We start from the raw sequence: 13,614 nt of genomic DNA, 5'->3' as shown, positions 1-13,614 counted from the left end.
CTCGCCCGGGCTTCCGCCCCGTGTCGGGGGCCGGGGCGGGCTGGTTCCGCGCGGGCCGCGCGCGGGCGGGCCGCGCGGCGCGCGGCGGGGGCGGCACGGGGCGCCAGACGGCGCCGGAGGGGTGCGGGTCGTGTGAACCCGCGCCCGGTTCCCTGCAAGGGCCGTTCCGGTCCACCGCGCGAAGGCGCTACACCCGGCGGGCCGGCGGGGGGCCGCCGGACGCGGGATGCGGCCGTCGGGCCCTCAGGCCGGGGCATCCTTTCCGCCGAAAAGGGCATCTATGCGGCACGCGCCTTCGCTTCTCTCCCGCCGCCGCCTGCTCGGGGCCGCGGCCGTGATCCCCCTCGCCGCCCCCGCGCTGCGCCGGGCGCTGGCGGCCGAGGGGGCACGAATCGCCCTCATCCACCTCAACGACTTCCACTCCAAGCACGAGGGCGTGGCGGAGGGCGGGAGCACCTGCCAGGAGGGGCGCCCCTGCGCCGGCGGCGCGGCGCGGCTGGCGGGGGCGATGCGCGAGGCGCGGGCGGCCGCCCTGGCCGAGGGCCGCGCGCCCTTCCTGCTGGACGCGGGCGACCAGTTCATGGGCAGCCTCTACTACACCTTCCACCGGGGCCTCGCGGAGGCGGCGGTGCAGCGGGCGGTGGGCACCATGGCGATGTCGCTCGGCAACCACGAGTTCGACAACGGGCCGGAGAACCTCGCGCGCTATGCCGAGGCCGTGCCCTTCCCCCTTCTCTCGGCCAACCTCGACACGGCGGAGGAGCCGCTGCTGCGGGACCGGGTGCAGGCCTTCACGGTGCTGGCGTCGGGCGGCGCGCGGATCGGGGTGGTGGGGCTGACCACGCCGGACACGGCCGGGTCGTCCTCGCCCGGGCCGCGGCTGCGCTTCACCGACCCGATGGAGGCCGCCGACCGCGCCGCCTACGCGCTGCGCCGGCAGGGGGTGGGGACGGTGGTCGTGCTGTCGCATCTCGGCCTACCCGCCGACCGGCACCTGGCGGCGGAGGTGGCGGGGATCGACGCCGTGCTCGGCGGGCACTCACACCTGCTGCTCGCCAACGGGCTGGCCGGGGCGGTGGGGCCGAGCCCGCTGGTGGTCGCGGGCAAGGGGCGGGACGTGCGGATCGCGACGGTCGCCTGCCACGGGCGCTACCTCGGGCGGCTGGACCTCGACCTGGCGGCGGACGGGCGGGTGGCCGCGCATGGCGGCGCGGTGCGGCCGATCGGGCCCGACGTGGCGGAGGATCCCGCGGTCGCGGCGGTGGTGGCGGACTACGCGCGGCCGCTGGGGGAGCTGCGGCGGCGGCCGGTGGGGGTCGCGGCCGGCCCCTTCCCGGACGCGGGGTGCCGGGATGGGGAATGCGCGCTCGGCAGCCTCGTCGCCGAGGCGGCGCTGGCGCGGACGCCGCTGGCGGAGATCGCGGTGGTGAACGGCGGCGGGCTGCGTGCCTCGCTGCCGGGGGGCCCCCTCACCTACGGCGACGTGCTGGCGGTGCTGCCCTTCGGCAACACGCTGGCGACGCTCACCCTTCGCGGCGGCGCGCTGATGGAGGCGCTGGAGAACGGCCTCTCCCGCCTGCCGGCGCCGGCGGGGCGCTTCCCGCAGGTGGCGGGGATCCGCCTCGTCATCGACCCCGCCGCGCCGCCGGGGCGGCGGCTGGTGGAGGCGCGGACGGCGGAGGGGCCGCTCGACCCCGACCGGGCCTACCGGGTGGTGACGAACAACTTCATGCGCGCGGGCAGCGACGGCTACGGCGTGCTGCGCGACGCGGCGCTCGAGGCCTATGACGACGGGCCGCCGCTGGAGGAGGTGCTGGCGGACCACCTCGCCGCGCGCGGCGGCGCGGCGCCGGTGCTGGACGGGCGGATCGCGCGGCGCTGAGGGGCCTTGCGCCGGACGCGGCGCCGCCCCACGAAAGGGCGCCCCGCGCGAGGAATCCCGATGCCCGCTCCCCCCTCCGATCCCACCTCGGGCCTGCCGCCCTACGACGACGCGAACATCTTCGCGCGCATCCTGCGCGGCGAGATCCCGAGCAAGCGGGTGCACGAGGACGAGCACGCGGTCGCCTTCCACGACATCAACCCGCAGGCGCCGGTGCACGTGCTGGTCATCCCGCGCGGGCGCTACGTCTCGCTCGCCGACTTCAGCGCGAGCGCGTCGGAGGCGGAGATCGCGGGCTTCTGGCGGGCGGTGGGGCGCGTCGCGCGCGAGCTCGGGCTGGAGGGGCGCGGGTACCGCGCGCTGACCAACATGGGGCCGGAGGGCGGGCAGGAGGTGCCGCACTTCCACGTCCACCTCTTCGGCGGGACGAGGCTGGGCCGGATGGTACCCGCCGCGGCGATGGGCGCGGAGCGCTGATGCCGGACGGGGCCGCCGAGGCGCGCGAGGCGATCCGGGCCGCGGGGCGCCTGCCGGACGACGAGCTGGACCTGGGGGCGGTCGCGCTGCAGTTCGCGCGGATCGACGCGCCGGGCGCGGATTGGCGCGCGGCGGAGGGGCGCCTCTCGGCGCTCGTCCGCGCCGTGCTGTCGCAGGAGGCGCCGCGGGACGCGGAGGGGCGGCGCTCCCTGATCGCCCGCGTGATCCACGAGGAGGCCGGCTACGCCGGGGACTCCGAGAGCTACGACGACCTGCGCAACGCGAACCTCATCCGGGTGACGGAGCGGCGGCGCGGGCTGCCGGTCGCGATCGGGCTGCTCTGGCTGCACGTGGCGGAGGCGGCGGGCTGGCCGGCGCGGGGGCTTGACTTCCCCGGGCACTTCCTCGTCTCGCTCGACGGCGCGGCGAAGGCGGGGTCGGTCGTGGTGGACCCCTTCGGCGGCGGCACGGCCCTGCCGGCGCCGGCGCTGCGCGCGCTGATCAAGCGGGTGGAGGGGCCCTCGGCCGAGCTGCGCCCGGGGATGCTGGCGCCGATGAGCCGCCGGGCCGTGCTGCTGCGGCTGCAGACGAACATCCGCCTGCGCCGCCTGCGCGACGAGGACGTGGAGGGCGCGCTGGCCTGCACCGCGGACATGCTGCGCCTGGCGCCGGACGCGGCGCCGCTGTGGCGCGAGGCGGCGGTGATGAACGCGCGGCTCGGCCGGCTGGGCGCGGCCATCGAGGACATGGAGCGCTTCATCGGGCTGATCCCGGCCGGCGAGGCCGCCTCCCGCGGGCAGGACATGATCGAGGAGTGGCGCGCGCGGCTGAACTAGCCGGCGCCCGCGCACGGAACATTTCCCGTTCTCACCAGCGGGGAAAAGATGGGGGCGGGCGGGAACTCTTTCGCCCGGCCTCGCTTGACCCCCGCCCGCCTTCCGGCGCAATCGACGATCACGGAACGAGGAGTTCGCCCTTGCTCGCCCTGCGCGTGATTCCCTGCCTCGACGTGAAGGACGGCCGCGTCGTGAAAGGCGTGAACTTCGTGGCGCTCCGCGACGCCGGCGATCCCGTGGAGCAGGCGCGCGCCTACGACCGGGAGGGGGCTGACGAGATCACCTTCCTCGACATCGGGGCCACGCACGAGAACCGCGGCACGATGCTCGACGTCGTCTCGCGCACGGCGGCGGAGGTCTTCATCCCGCTGACCGTCGGCGGCGGCGTGCGGAGCGTGGAGGACATGCGCGCGCTGCTGCTGGCGGGGGCGGACAAGGTCTCGGTGAACTCCGCGGCGCTGTCCGACCCCGACCTGGTACGGCGCGGCGCGGAGGCCTTCGGGTCGCAGGCGATCGTGGTGGCCGTGGACGCGCGGCGGGTCGCCGACGGCCGCTGGGAGATCTTCACCCATGGCGGGCGGCGCGAGACGGGGGTGGACGCCGTGGAATGGGCGCGCCGCGTCGAGGGACTGGGCGCGGGGGAGATCCTGCTGACCTCCATGGACCGGGACGGCACGGGCGCGGGCTTCGACCTCGACCTGCTGCGCGCGGTGCGGGCGGCGGTGAGGCTGCCGATCGTGGCCTCGGGCGGCGTCGGCCAGCTCGGGCATTTCGCGGAGGGCGCGGCGGCCGGGGCGACCGGGCTGCTGGCGGCGAGCATCTTTCACTACGGCCAGTTCCGCATCGCCGAGGCGAAGGCGGCGCTGGCGGCGGAGGGCTGGCCGGTCAGGCCCGCGACCGAACCGCAGGAGGCGGCGTGATGGGCAAGACGGCCAAGCCAGGCAAGCCGAAGCGGCCGGCGCGCGAGGCGAGGCCCGCGGGCGACGCCGAGGAGGCGCCGCGCCCCCGCAAGAAGGCGGCGGCGAAGGCGGGCGCGGCGAAGGCGGGGGGCAAGCCCCCGGTCGCGAAGGGCCCCGCGAAGGCCAAGCCCAAGGCGAAAGCGAAGCCGAAGCTCAAGGCGAAGGCCAAGCCGAAGCTCAAGCCGGCGAAGTGGAAGGAGGATCTCCGCGTCCTGCACCCGCTCCCCGTGCCGGAGGACCTCTCGGGCGCGCCGATCGACGCCTTCGCCCGCCCGCCCAAGCGGGTGCGCCGGGCGGAGACGCGGCATCTCGGGCCGCTGGAGCCCGGGGGCGGCGAGCCCGTGCCGGCGGTGCTGGACCGGCTCTGGGCGACGGTGGAGGAGCGCCGCCTCTCGGGCGACGCCGAGACCTCGCACTCCGCCCGCCTGCTCGCGCGGGGCACCGCCAAGGTCGCGCAGAAGCTCGGCGAGGAGGCGGTGGAGACGGTGATCGAGGCGATGGCCGGGAACCGCGGCGCGCTGATCGGCGAGAGCGCGGACCTACTCTACCACCTCATCGTCGTCTGGGTGGACGCGGGCATCCGGCCGGAGCAGGTCTGGGCGGAGCTGGTGCGGCGCGAGGGGATCAGCGGGATCGCCGAGAAGGCGTCGCGGCAGAACCTTTCGCCGTCCGGGGTCATCAAGGCCGGGGATACGACGAAGCTTCCCTGAGGGCGGCGCCTATCGCGGCGGGCGCACCGCCTCCACGCCGCCGGGGGGCGCGAGGCCCTTGTCGCGCAGGCAGCGGAAATAGGCGGTGCGCTCGGTGGCGGCGAGATCGGCCTTGGCGCGGTTGAAGAGGTCCGCGTTGGCGGTGGGCGGCAGGCGCGCGAAGCCCGCCCGCACGGCCGGGCTCTCCTCGGCCTCGCGCCGGCAGGCGGCCTCGGTGGGGTTGGTCGCGCGCGGCAGCGGGTCGTTGGCGGCGCAGGCGGCCAGCAGCAGGCCCATCAGGAGAAGGGTTGGGCGGGTCATGCGGGCGTCGACTCCAGCCAGTCCTCGATCAGGCGGCGGGCGATGGAATCGACCCGCGGCAGGGAGAAGCCGGCGCTCTCGGGGTTGCGGATCTCGTCGCGGGTGAACCAGCGGGCGTCGCGCAGCTCGGCGGGGTCGATGGTGATCTCCCGGCTCAGCGCCTCCGCGTGGAAGCCGAGCATGATGGAGGCGGGGAAGGGCCAGGGCTGGGAGGAGTGGTAGCGGACCTCCCCCACCCGCACGCCGGTCTCCTCCCCCACCTCGCGGCGGACGGCCTCCTCCAGGCTCTCGCCCGGCTCCACGAAGCCGGCCAGCGTCGAGTACATGGTGCTGTTCGGGAAGCGCGTGGAATGGCCGAGCAGGACGCGGTCCTCGTCCACCACGAGCATGATCACGGCGGGGTCGGTGCGCGGGAAGTGCTGGGCGCCGCAGTTCGGGCAGGCCATGGCGTTGCCGGCCGAGCGCGGCTCGCAGCCCTGGCCGCAGACGCCGCAGAAGCGGTGGCGGGTGCGCCAGTGCATGAGGCCGCGGGCGTGGGCGAGCATCGAGGCCTCGCCCGGGGGCAGCAGCCCCGCGACGGCGCGCAGGTCGTGGAAGGCGCCGAAGCCCTCCGGCAGGAGGGGGAGCGGGTCCTCAGCCGCGCTGCAGTCGACCGCGAAGACCGGGGTGCCGTCGCGGAGGCCGAGCAGCGCCCAGGGGCCGCCCGCCATCAGGACGGCCTCGGCCGCCGCGCGGGTGAGGAGCACGGCCTCGGGCGCCCCCGATTCGACGCCGCGCAGGAGGCTCTTCGCGCGCCAGACGGGCGTGACGAGGGCGGCGGGGTCGGCGAGGGCGGCGGCGACGAAGGCCTCGTCGTCGCGCCGGTCCGACACGCGGTCGAGCGGGCTGCCGGTGTAGGCGTTGGGGCGGCTGGCGGGGATGCTGAGCATGAGGGGGCGAAAACCTCGCACGGGGGGCCGAAGGGGACAACACGGGCGCGTCCCCGGCGCAATGCCCGGCGGCGCCGCGGTGCTCTGCGCGGCGTGGCGGATGGACTCTCGGGGTCCCTCCCCCCATATTCCGCCGCGGAAGGCCGGTCGCGGACGGGCGCCTCGTCGACCCGGTCAGGTCCGGAAGGAAGCAGCCGAGGCGGGTCACCGCCCGGGTTGTGGCCGGTCTTCCACCCCTTGCCGCCCCTGCCAGCCCGCTGGCGCCGGGCGTTCCCACTCGATCGCCTGGCGGCCCAGGCCGCCCCAACCCTGCGGCCCGGATGACCAGCGACACCGATCTCTCGACAGACGCGGCGGACGAGCTGCCGGAGCCCCCGATGGAGGGGCCGGGCCTCTTCGGCGATCCCGACCCGGCGCCGGCCGCGGCCGCCCCCGCGACGGCCGCCGCGCCCCCTCCCCCCGCCCCGGCCGAGCCCTCGCAGCCCTACCGGGTGCTGGCGCGGAAGTACCGGCCGCAGGACTTCAACGACCTCATCGGGCAGGAGGCGCTGGTCCGCACGCTGCGGAACGCCTTCGCGCAGAACCGGGTCGCCCACGCTTTCATGCTGACGGGCGTGCGCGGGGTGGGGAAGACGACCACCGCCCGCATCATCGCCCGCGCGCTGAACTGCATCGGGCCGGACGGCAAGGGCGGCCCCACGGCCGATCCCTGCGGCGTCTGCCCGGAGTGCCGCGCCATCCTGGCGGACCGCCACCCCGATGTGCTGGAGCTCGACGCCGCGTCGAACAACAGCGTCGACAACGTGCGCGAGATCCGCGAGGCCGTGCGCTTCCGGCCGAGCCAGGGGCGCTTCAAGGTCTACATCCTCGACGAGGTGCACATGCTCAGCGGGGCGGCGTTCAACGCGCTGCTCAAGACGCTGGAGGAGCCGCCGCCGCAGGTGAAGTTCCTCTTCGCGACGACGGAGATCCGAAAGGTCCCGGCGACCATCCTCTCGCGCTGCCAGCGCTTCGACCTCAGGCGCGTGCCGCAGGAGACGCTGCGCGCGCATTTCGCTGCCATCGCGGCCAAGGAGGGGGCGTCGATCGAGCCGGAGGCGCTGGCGATGATCGCGCGCGCGGCCGACGGCTCGGTGCGCGACGGGCTGTCGCTGCTCGACCAGGCGATCGCCATGCCGACCGAGGGCGAGGCCGTGACGGCGGAGGGGGTGCGGGACATGCTCGGCCTCGCCGACCGCGCGCTCGTGCTCGACCTCATGGAGGCCGCGATGCGCGGCGACCTGCCGGCGGTGCTGGCGGGGATGGACCGCGCGCACGAGCGCGGCGCCGATCCCGGCGTGGTGCTGGCCGACCTGGCGGAGCTGACCCACACGCTGACGCGCTTCCGCGCCGTGCCGGGGCTGCGGGGCGATACCTCCATCCCCGAGGCGGAGCGGGTGCGGGGCGGCGCGCTGGCGGAGACGCTGACCATCCCCGTGCTCGGCCGCGCCTGGCAGGTGCTGCTGCGGGGCATCGGGGAGGTAGCGGAGAGCCCGGACCGGCGCGCGGCGGCGGAGATGGTGCTCATCCGGCTGGCGCATCTGGCGGAGATGCCGACGCCCGGGGAGATCGTGCGGCGGCTTTCCGGGGCGCAGGCCGCGCCGGCGGGCGCCGCGCCGCGCGGGGCCGGTCCGGCGGGAGGCGCGGGCGGGGGACTGGCGAGCGCGGTGGGCGTGCCGGCGATCGGGGGCGCCCCTGGCGGCGGTGCCCCGGTGGGCGGGCTGCGCGCGGTGGCGGGCGGGGCGGCGGTGATGGCGGAGGCGGCGCCGGCCGTGGCGCCCGTCCTGCCGCCGGAGACGGAGGCCGCGCCGGCGCCGGCGCCGTCGACCTTCCGCGAGGTCGTGGCGCTCGCCTCCGGGCGGAAGCCGATGCTGCACGCGCACCTCGTGCACAGCGTCCATCTCGTGCGCTTCGCGGAGGGGCGGATCGAGCTGCGGACGCGGCCGGACGCACCGCGGGACCTCGCCGGGCAGCTCACCGCGCTGCTGCACGAGACGACGGGCGCGCGCTGGACGGTCTCGCTCTCCAACGCGTCGGGCGAGCCGACCATCGCCGAGCAGTCGCGCGAGGCCAAGGCGGCGCGGCTGGAGGTGGCGGGCACGCACCCGCTGGTGCTGGCGGTGATGCAGGCCTTCCCGGGCGCGCAGATCCGCGAGGTGCGCGACGCCGCCCTCGACGCCTACGGGCTTCCCCCGCCCGATGCCCTTCCCGGTCTTGCCCCCGGTCTTGCCAATGACGGCGAGCCGGTGGAGGAGGACGAGGTGGGCTACCTGCCGAGCGACGACGGCGATCCCGGCTTCGCGCCGCTCGACGCCGAGCCCGCCGGGATGGACCGCCCCTGACTTCCTTTGTTCCCCACCGCGAGGACCGCCGATGAAGAACCTTGGCAACATGCTGAAGCAGGCCCAGCAGATGCAGGCCAAGATGGCCGAGATGCAGGCCGCCCTCGAGGCCGCCACGATGGAGGGCCAGGCCGGCGCCGGGATGGTGCGCGTGACCCTCTCGGGCAAGGGCGACCTCAAGGGCATCGTCATCGACCCCTCCCTGCTCGTCGCCGAGGAGCGCGAGGTGCTGGAGGACCTCATCATCGCCGCCCATGCCGACGCGAAGGCGAAGGTGGAGGCGATGATGGCCGAGGAGATGTCCAAGGCGACCTCCGGGCTGAACATCCCGGGCATGGGTGGCGGCGGGCTGGGCGGCTTCAAGCTGCCGTTCTGAGGCGGCTGCTTTGGATGCGGAGAGGGGGCGGCATCACCATATGACGAGGATGCCGTTCGATGCCTCCGCCGCGCGCGTCGCGCCCTCCCCCGGCTCGGTTCCGCCGAACGATCCGGTGGAGCAGCTCATCCACCTCCTGTCGCGCCTGCCCGGCCTCGGGCGGCGCTCCGCGCGGCGGGCGGTGCTCAAGATGCTGCAGGACCCGCAGCGCCTGATGATCCCGCTGGCGCGCTCGCTGGAGGCGGCGGCGGAGGCGGTGCGGCCCTGCCGCGTCTGCGGCAACCTCGACACGCGCGACCCCTGCTCGGTCTGCCGCGACCCGCGGCGGGAGCGGGGGCTGGTCTGCGTGGTGGAGGGCGTGTCGGACCTCTGGGCGCTGGAGCGCGCGGGGGCGCATCGCGGGCTCTACCACGTGCTCGGCGGCACGCTGTCCGCGCTGGCCGGCGTGGGGCCGGAGGACCTCTCCATCCAGCCGCTGGTGGAGCGCGTCTCCGGCGGGGAGGTGGAGGAGGTGATCCTCGCCCTGCCCGCGACCGTCGAGGGCGCGACGACCGGGCACTACCTGGTGGACCGGCTGCGGCCGCTCTCCGTGCCCGTCACGCGGCTGGCGCAGGGCGTGCCGATGGGCGGCGCGCTCGACGTGCTCGACGACGGCACGCTGGCGGCGGCGCTCCGGGCGCGGCGGCCGGCCTGAGGGTGGGCCGGGCGGGGGTTCAGCCCCTTCCCCGGCCCCGGAGGTCCCGCGACAGGCCCTGGGCGGCCAGGGCGGCCTCGTACTCCGCCCAGCGGGCAGGGTGCTCGCGCCCCAGGCGGTGCAGCGTGTCCCAGGTGTAGATGCCGGTGTCGTGGCGGTCGTCGAAGACGAGGCGGACGGCGTAGTGGCCGACCGGCTCCACGGCGGTGATGCCGACCTCCCGCTTGCCGGAGACGAGGGTCTTCTGGCCGGGGCCGTGGCCCTGCACCTCGGCGGAGGGGCTCTCCACGCGAAGGTACTCGGCGGGCAGGCGGAAGGTGGCGCCGTCGTCGAAGGTGACCTCGAGGCGGCGCTCGGCGCGGTTCAGCCGGATCTCCGTGGGGGTGGGCACCCTAGTCGGCGAGGCGGCGGGCCTCGTCGGGCAGCATGATGGGGATGCCGTCGCGGATCGGGTAGGCGAGGCCCGCGCCCTCGCTCACCAGCTCGCCGGCGGCACGGTCGTAGCGCAGCGGGCCCTTGGTGACGGGGCAGACGAGGATCTCCAGCAGGCGGGGATCGACGGCGGGGGCCTCGGCGCCCGCAGGCGGGGCGGATGTCTGGCTCATGCGGCTCTCTCTCCGGCGCGGCGTCGGCTGGCGGGCAGCGTCAGCTCGGGCGGACGTCTTGGCCCGTCCCGGGCATGCTGTCCATCCGGAGCATCGTCACCAGCATGGCGGCGCGGGCGGCGGGGTCCTGCGCCTCCAGCAGGGCCTGCTTCTCGAGCGGCTCGAAAGGGCAGACCATGCAGAGGGTGGTGATGAGGGACTCGTCCTCCAGCTGTTCGATCGCCTCCCAGTTCGCGTCGATCCCCTTGGCACGGAAATAGGCGCGGAGCGCGCTGAGCAGCTCCGGGCGGTCCATTTCGGCGGGCGCGGGGTCCTCGAGGTCGGTGGAGAAGGGGGAGTAGTCGGCACGAACCCGGCGATAGCCGTCGCGCCCCGGCAGCTCGGCGGCGACCTGGAAGCGGATCGTGCCGGTGAGGCTGATGAGGAAGCGGCCGTCCTCCGTCTCGGAGAAGGAGGTGAGGCGGCCGAGGCAGCCGACCTTGTAGAGCCCCGGCCCGTCCGGCTGGGGGGAGGCCGCGGGGTCGGGCTGGATCATGCCGAAGACGCGCCCCTGGGCGAGGCTGGCCTCGACGAGCGCGAGATAGCGCGGCTCGAAGATGTTGAGCGGCAGGCGGCCGCCGGGGAGGAGCAGCGCGCCCGTGAGGGGAAACACCGCGATCTCCGCCGGCAGGGCCGCGAGGCCGGAGGACTGGATGGGCATGGCCGGTGGATCCCGTTCGCCTGCGTGTCAGGGGCAGATGCGCCGAATGGGCGGGATGTCCAGGGCGGGAGGGGCGTCCCTCCCCTCCCCGCGGCGCCGGTGCCCCGCCCGCCCGGTGCCGGGGCGGGCCGCTGCCCGGCCTTGCCGGGGGGCCGGGCCGCCCCGCTCCGGGGAGCCTAGCTGAACAGCATCGCCGAGAGCTTGCGCCGGCCGGCCTTGGTGGCCGGGTCCTCGAAGCCCCAGGCCTCGAAGAACTTGAGGAGCTGCTTGCGGGCGGCCTGGTCGTTCCAGGCGCGGTCGCGGCGGAAGGCCTCCAGCAGGGCGTCAGTGGCGCCGGCGCGGTCGTCGCTCGCATTCAGGGCAACGGCGAGGTCGATGCGGGCCTGATGGTCGTCGGGGTCGGCGGCGAGGCGGGCCTCGTACTCCGCGAGCTTGCCGCGCGCCTCGCGCCCGGCGGCGGCGAGCTCGAGCGCGCTGCGGACGGCAGCGACCTCGGCGTGCTCGCGCAGCTTGGGAGAGAGGCTGTCGAGCACCTGGCCGGCCTGGGCCTCCTCGCCGAGCTCCAGGAGGCTGCGGGCGACGCCGGCGTAGGCGGCGGCGTTCTCGGGCTCCTGCTGGACGAGGGCACCGTAGAGCTCGAGCGCGCCCTGGTGGTCGCCCTCCTCCGCGGCCTGCTTCGCCTCGGCCAGGAGGTCGGCGGAGGGCATCTGGCCGCCGGCCAGCTTCAGCAGGGTCTCGGTGAAGCGCTTCACCTCGCTCTCGGGGAGGGCGCCCTGGAACATGTCGGCGATCTGGCCCTGCCAGAAGGCGGCGACGGTGGGCACGGACTGGAGCGGCAGGCCGAGCTGGGCGAGCTGCTGGACGAGGGCGCGGTTCTTGTCGATGTCGATCTTCACCAGCCGCACGCGGCCGCCGGCGGCGCGGACCACCTTCTCGAGCGTGGGGGTGAGCTGCTTGCAGGGGCCGCACCAGGTCGCCCAGAAGTCGACGAGCACCGGCACCTCGCGGGAGGCGGCGACGACGTCCTGCATGAAGGTTTTCTGGTCGCCGTCCTTGATCAGGTCGTCGGCCGGGGTTTGGGGCTGGTCGAGGAAGGTGCTCATCGTGGTCTCGGCTCTGTCGTGTGGGGCGGCGCGGGCGTGTGGGGCGGCGCGGGTGGCTTGCTTGCCCCCATAGATGCGCCGCACGGGCTCTCAGGCAAGCGGGTTGGCGGGGTCCGCCTCCAGGTCGATCGGCTCGGGCGGGTGGCCGAGGGTTTCGAGGAAGCGGCGGAGGTCGGCGGGCGCGACGGCCGTCGTGGCGGTGTTGGTGAGGGGGTGGAGGTTCACCGGCCCCTCCCCCTCCAGCAGGCGGCGGTCCATGACGAGGCGGATGCTGCCGGGCGGCGCGTTGACGAGGGCGAGCGGCGTGACGGAGCCGGGGCGCACGCCCAGGCGCTCCCACAGCTCCGCCTCGTTCGCCATGGAGAGGCGTCCGGTGCCGAGGCGGCGGGCGAGGGCGTTGATCGAGAGCGGCGCGTCCTCCTCCGCCACGACGAGAAGGAAGGGCTGCGGCGGCCTGGCGCGGAGGAAGAGGTTCTTCACGTGCAGGCCCGGCAGGTCGCCGCGCCGTTCCTTGCTCTCGGCCACCGTGTGCAGGGGCGGGTGGCGGTGCGTCGTGGCGGCGATGCCCGCGGCGTCGAGGCGTGCGAGGAGGGCTTCGGGGGTTTCCGGCATGGCCCGTTCATCTTCCCGCACGGGAGGGGTTGCAAGCCCTGCCGACCCGTGTCAGAAGCCGCCCCACACGGAGCGCGGGCGTAGCTCAGGGGTAGAGCACGACCTTGCCAAGGTCGGGGTCGAGGGTTCGAATCCCTTCGCCCGCTCCAACTTTCCACGAGACAACTTTTCTCTGGCGAGTTGGGATCGCGCTTCTCCGTGTGTTCTGGCCTCATTTTCCGCACATAGCTTGATACTTCGAGTGCGGAACGAGCGCCGATTTCTCTCTCCGGAGAGGCCGTTGTCTCCGAAGCTTGGGACTTGGGCGATTTAGTCTACAAGGTTTAGTACCTTGTAACCGTGTTATATTTCGCCGCCGCGTTCGTGCAAGGTTGGAGTTGCTGTCGCCCAGGCGATCGCGCCTTCAGCACAAGTACACGCTTCAGCCCCGAGTCCTGACGCTGCGATCTTCGCGCCTAACCACGGCGTGGTTGCTTCGTTCTCTACGTCATCCTCCACCGCATTCACGAGGCACCACCATGGCAAACCTACCTCCCCTTCCGCCTGCTGGCGGCGCACCTCAGGGCGGTAAGAGCGCCAGTGGCGGCAAGGCTAATCCAAAGGACGCTCGCGCCGGTAGTGGCAGCGGTAAGGGCAACCAGGGCGGCGCGAGCAAAGCCACGCAGAGCGGCCGCAGCCAGGGGGATCGCTGAGCGATCTTGCGCCAGCGTTCTTTGCGGCCACCCGTAGGGATCTGACGAATGGTCAAGCGTCGCAAGCAGGAAGAGATCGCCAGGGTACTCGAGTTCGCGGGCTTCACCAGTGAAGACCCGACGTTCAAGCGTTGGGTTGCCGAGCACCGGGCCCAGAACGGCGGGAACCTCCGGATGAGCAAGGGTGCCACCGGCGTTCGGGTCATGTTCAGCAAGGAGGCGGACATGACCTTCTGGAAGGAGCGCTCGGAGGCGGAGGCGAAGGACCGCAAGTCGCACGCCGCCTGAGAGCTAGGGGCGGTTGCTCGTGCCGCGGTAGCCGGGCGAACCGGCCTTGTTCAGGGCGCGCCGCCTCGCC

Annotated in this window: 16 protein-coding genes, 1 tRNA gene and 1 other RNA gene; 11 read left to right on the top strand and 7 right to left on the bottom strand. The window is 74.7% G+C overall.

The genetic code is table 11. The features are described from left to right. Nucleotides 1–280 precede the first annotated feature (280 nt). From EAH89_RS08795 to EAH89_RS33380, 5 genes are all read left to right on the top strand, one after another. Nucleotides 281–1,882 carry a bifunctional metallophosphatase/5'-nucleotidase gene (locus EAH89_RS08795; RefSeq protein WP_140882435.1) on the top strand — a complete coding sequence of 534 codons (1,602 nt, stop codon included), beginning with the start codon at nt 281–283 and terminating at the stop codon, nt 1,880–1,882. A gap of 60 nt (nt 1,883–1,942) precedes the next feature. After that, entirely contained in the window at nt 1,943–2,359 is a 417-nt protein-coding gene (locus EAH89_RS08790) for a histidine triad nucleotide-binding protein (RefSeq protein WP_140882434.1), read from the top strand. Continuing rightward, nucleotides 2,359–3,195: a SirB1 family protein gene (locus EAH89_RS08785; protein ID WP_140882433.1), complete on the top strand. Its 837-nt coding sequence runs from the start codon at nt 2,359–2,361 to the stop codon at nt 3,193–3,195. The genes EAH89_RS08790 and EAH89_RS08785 overlap by 1 nt, the downstream gene beginning before the upstream one ends. Before the next feature lie 140 nt (nt 3,196–3,335). Further along, nucleotides 3,336–4,115, top strand: coding sequence for an imidazole glycerol phosphate synthase subunit HisF (gene hisF / locus EAH89_RS08780; RefSeq protein WP_140882432.1), 780 nt, complete (start codon nt 3,336–3,338; stop codon nt 4,113–4,115). After that, nucleotides 4,115–4,864 carry a phosphoribosyl-ATP diphosphatase gene (locus EAH89_RS33380; RefSeq protein ID WP_140882431.1) on the top strand — a complete coding sequence of 250 codons (750 nt, stop codon included), beginning with the start codon at nt 4,115–4,117 and terminating at the stop codon, nt 4,862–4,864. Before hisF ends, EAH89_RS33380 begins: the two co-directional genes overlap by 1 nt. Nucleotides 4,865–4,873: 9 nt before the next feature. On the opposite strand, the gene EAH89_RS08770 is transcribed toward EAH89_RS33380, so the two are convergent. After that, entirely contained in the window at nt 4,874–5,164 is a 291-nt protein-coding gene (locus tag EAH89_RS08770; protein ID WP_140882430.1) for a phosphoribosylamine--glycine ligase, read from the bottom strand. Then, a complete protein-coding gene (gene nudC / locus EAH89_RS08765) occupies nt 5,161–6,093 on the bottom strand; it encodes an NAD(+) diphosphatase (RefSeq protein WP_140882429.1) in 933 nt (310 codons plus the stop codon). The genes EAH89_RS08770 and nudC overlap by 4 nt, the downstream gene beginning before the upstream one ends. Before the next feature lie 138 nt (nt 6,094–6,231). On the opposite strand from nudC, the gene ffs reads away from it, so the two are divergent. From ffs to recR, 4 genes are all read left to right on the top strand, one after another. Continuing rightward, an RNA gene (ffs, locus tag EAH89_RS08760) (signal recognition particle sRNA small type) lies at nt 6,232–6,327 on the top strand. Between the two features lie 86 nt (nt 6,328–6,413). Next, nucleotides 6,414–8,474 (top strand): DNA polymerase III subunit gamma/tau, encoded by a 2,061-nt coding sequence (locus EAH89_RS08755; protein WP_140882428.1) that lies wholly within the window; start codon nt 6,414–6,416, stop codon nt 8,472–8,474. A 31-nt stretch (nt 8,475–8,505) separates the two neighbouring features. After that, entirely contained in the window at nt 8,506–8,850 is a 345-nt protein-coding gene (locus EAH89_RS08750; protein WP_140882427.1) for a YbaB/EbfC family nucleoid-associated protein, read from the top strand. A 49-nt stretch (nt 8,851–8,899) separates the two neighbouring features. Next, nucleotides 8,900–9,544 (top strand): recombination mediator RecR, encoded by a 645-nt coding sequence (gene recR, locus EAH89_RS08745; protein WP_140882581.1) that lies wholly within the window; start codon nt 8,900–8,902, stop codon nt 9,542–9,544. Between the two features lie 19 nt (nt 9,545–9,563). On the opposite strand, the gene EAH89_RS08740 is transcribed toward recR, so the two are convergent. The 5 genes from EAH89_RS08740 to EAH89_RS08720 all read right to left on the bottom strand — a co-directional run bounded on the left by EAH89_RS08740 (nt 9,564) and on the right by EAH89_RS08720 (nt 12,564). Then, nucleotides 9,564–9,935, bottom strand: coding sequence for a gamma-butyrobetaine hydroxylase-like domain-containing protein (locus EAH89_RS08740; protein ID WP_140882426.1), 372 nt, complete (start codon nt 9,933–9,935; stop codon nt 9,564–9,566). A 1-nt stretch (nt 9,936) separates the two neighbouring features. Next, nucleotides 9,937–10,149, bottom strand: a complete 213-nt coding sequence (locus EAH89_RS08735; RefSeq protein WP_140882425.1) for a Trm112 family protein — start codon at nt 10,147–10,149, stop codon at nt 9,937–9,939. A 40-nt stretch (nt 10,150–10,189) separates the two neighbouring features. Next, a complete protein-coding gene (locus EAH89_RS08730; RefSeq protein ID WP_140882424.1) occupies nt 10,190–10,849 on the bottom strand; it encodes an LON peptidase substrate-binding domain-containing protein in 660 nt (219 codons plus the stop codon). A gap of 176 nt (nt 10,850–11,025) precedes the next feature. Continuing rightward, nucleotides 11,026–11,952: a tetratricopeptide repeat protein gene (locus EAH89_RS08725; protein ID WP_140882423.1), complete on the bottom strand. Its 927-nt coding sequence runs from the start codon at nt 11,950–11,952 to the stop codon at nt 11,026–11,028. A 90-nt stretch (nt 11,953–12,042) separates the two neighbouring features. Further along, nucleotides 12,043–12,564 carry a prolyl-tRNA synthetase associated domain-containing protein gene (locus EAH89_RS08720; RefSeq protein WP_140882422.1) on the bottom strand — a complete coding sequence of 174 codons (522 nt, stop codon included), beginning with the start codon at nt 12,562–12,564 and terminating at the stop codon, nt 12,043–12,045. Nucleotides 12,565–12,638: 74 nt separating this feature from the next. Between EAH89_RS08720 and EAH89_RS08715 the strand changes: the two genes are divergently transcribed. Together EAH89_RS08715 and EAH89_RS08710 are read left to right on the top strand one after the other, a co-directional pair. Further along, nucleotides 12,639–12,713, top strand: a tRNA-Gly gene (locus EAH89_RS08715). A 591-nt stretch (nt 12,714–13,304) separates the two neighbouring features. Beyond that, nucleotides 13,305–13,544: a hypothetical protein gene (locus tag EAH89_RS08710; protein ID WP_140882421.1), complete on the top strand. Its 240-nt coding sequence runs from the start codon at nt 13,305–13,307 to the stop codon at nt 13,542–13,544. Nucleotides 13,545–13,614: the final 70 nt, after the last annotated feature.

The sequence above is a fragment of the Muricoccus nepalensis genome, from assembly GCF_006438825.1.
In the GTDB taxonomy this organism is placed as follows: domain Bacteria; phylum Pseudomonadota; class Alphaproteobacteria; order Acetobacterales; family Acetobacteraceae; genus Roseomonas; species Roseomonas nepalensis.
The sequence above is the reverse complement of the archived record's forward strand: the minus strand, read 5'-3'. Positions and strand labels throughout refer to the sequence as shown.

What these genes read in the sequence shown, in the direction of transcription:
- EAH89_RS08720 (WP_140882422.1), bottom strand. Translation starts at nt 12,564, where the DNA reads ATGCCGGAAACCCCCGAAGCCCTCCTCGCACGCCTCGACGCCGCGGGC.
- EAH89_RS08785 (WP_140882433.1), top strand. Translation starts at nt 2,359, where the DNA reads ATGCCGGACGGGGCCGCCGAGGCGCGCGAGGCGATCCGGGCCGCGGGG.
- EAH89_RS33380 (WP_140882431.1), top strand. Translation starts at nt 4,115, where the DNA reads ATGGGCAAGACGGCCAAGCCAGGCAAGCCGAAGCGGCCGGCGCGCGAG.
- nudC (WP_140882429.1), bottom strand. Translation starts at nt 6,093, where the DNA reads ATGCTCAGCATCCCCGCCAGCCGCCCCAACGCCTACACCGGCAGCCCG.
- EAH89_RS08750 (WP_140882427.1), top strand. Translation starts at nt 8,506, where the DNA reads ATGAAGAACCTTGGCAACATGCTGAAGCAGGCCCAGCAGATGCAGGCC.
- EAH89_RS08710 (WP_140882421.1), top strand. Translation starts at nt 13,305, where the DNA reads ATGGTCAAGCGTCGCAAGCAGGAAGAGATCGCCAGGGTACTCGAGTTC.
- EAH89_RS08790 (WP_140882434.1), top strand. Translation starts at nt 1,943, where the DNA reads ATGCCCGCTCCCCCCTCCGATCCCACCTCGGGCCTGCCGCCCTACGAC.
- EAH89_RS08725 (WP_140882423.1), bottom strand. Translation starts at nt 11,952, where the DNA reads ATGAGCACCTTCCTCGACCAGCCCCAAACCCCGGCCGACGACCTGATC.
- EAH89_RS08735 (WP_140882425.1), bottom strand. Translation starts at nt 10,149, where the DNA reads ATGAGCCAGACATCCGCCCCGCCTGCGGGCGCCGAGGCCCCCGCCGTC.
- EAH89_RS08755 (WP_140882428.1), top strand. Translation starts at nt 6,414, where the DNA reads ATGACCAGCGACACCGATCTCTCGACAGACGCGGCGGACGAGCTGCCG.
- EAH89_RS08770 (WP_140882430.1), bottom strand. Translation starts at nt 5,164, where the DNA reads ATGACCCGCCCAACCCTTCTCCTGATGGGCCTGCTGCTGGCCGCCTGC.
- EAH89_RS08795 (WP_140882435.1), top strand. Translation starts at nt 281, where the DNA reads ATGCGGCACGCGCCTTCGCTTCTCTCCCGCCGCCGCCTGCTCGGGGCC.
- EAH89_RS08730 (WP_140882424.1), bottom strand. Translation starts at nt 10,849, where the DNA reads ATGCCCATCCAGTCCTCCGGCCTCGCGGCCCTGCCGGCGGAGATCGCG.
- recR (WP_140882581.1), top strand. Translation starts at nt 8,900, where the DNA reads ATGCCGTTCGATGCCTCCGCCGCGCGCGTCGCGCCCTCCCCCGGCTCG.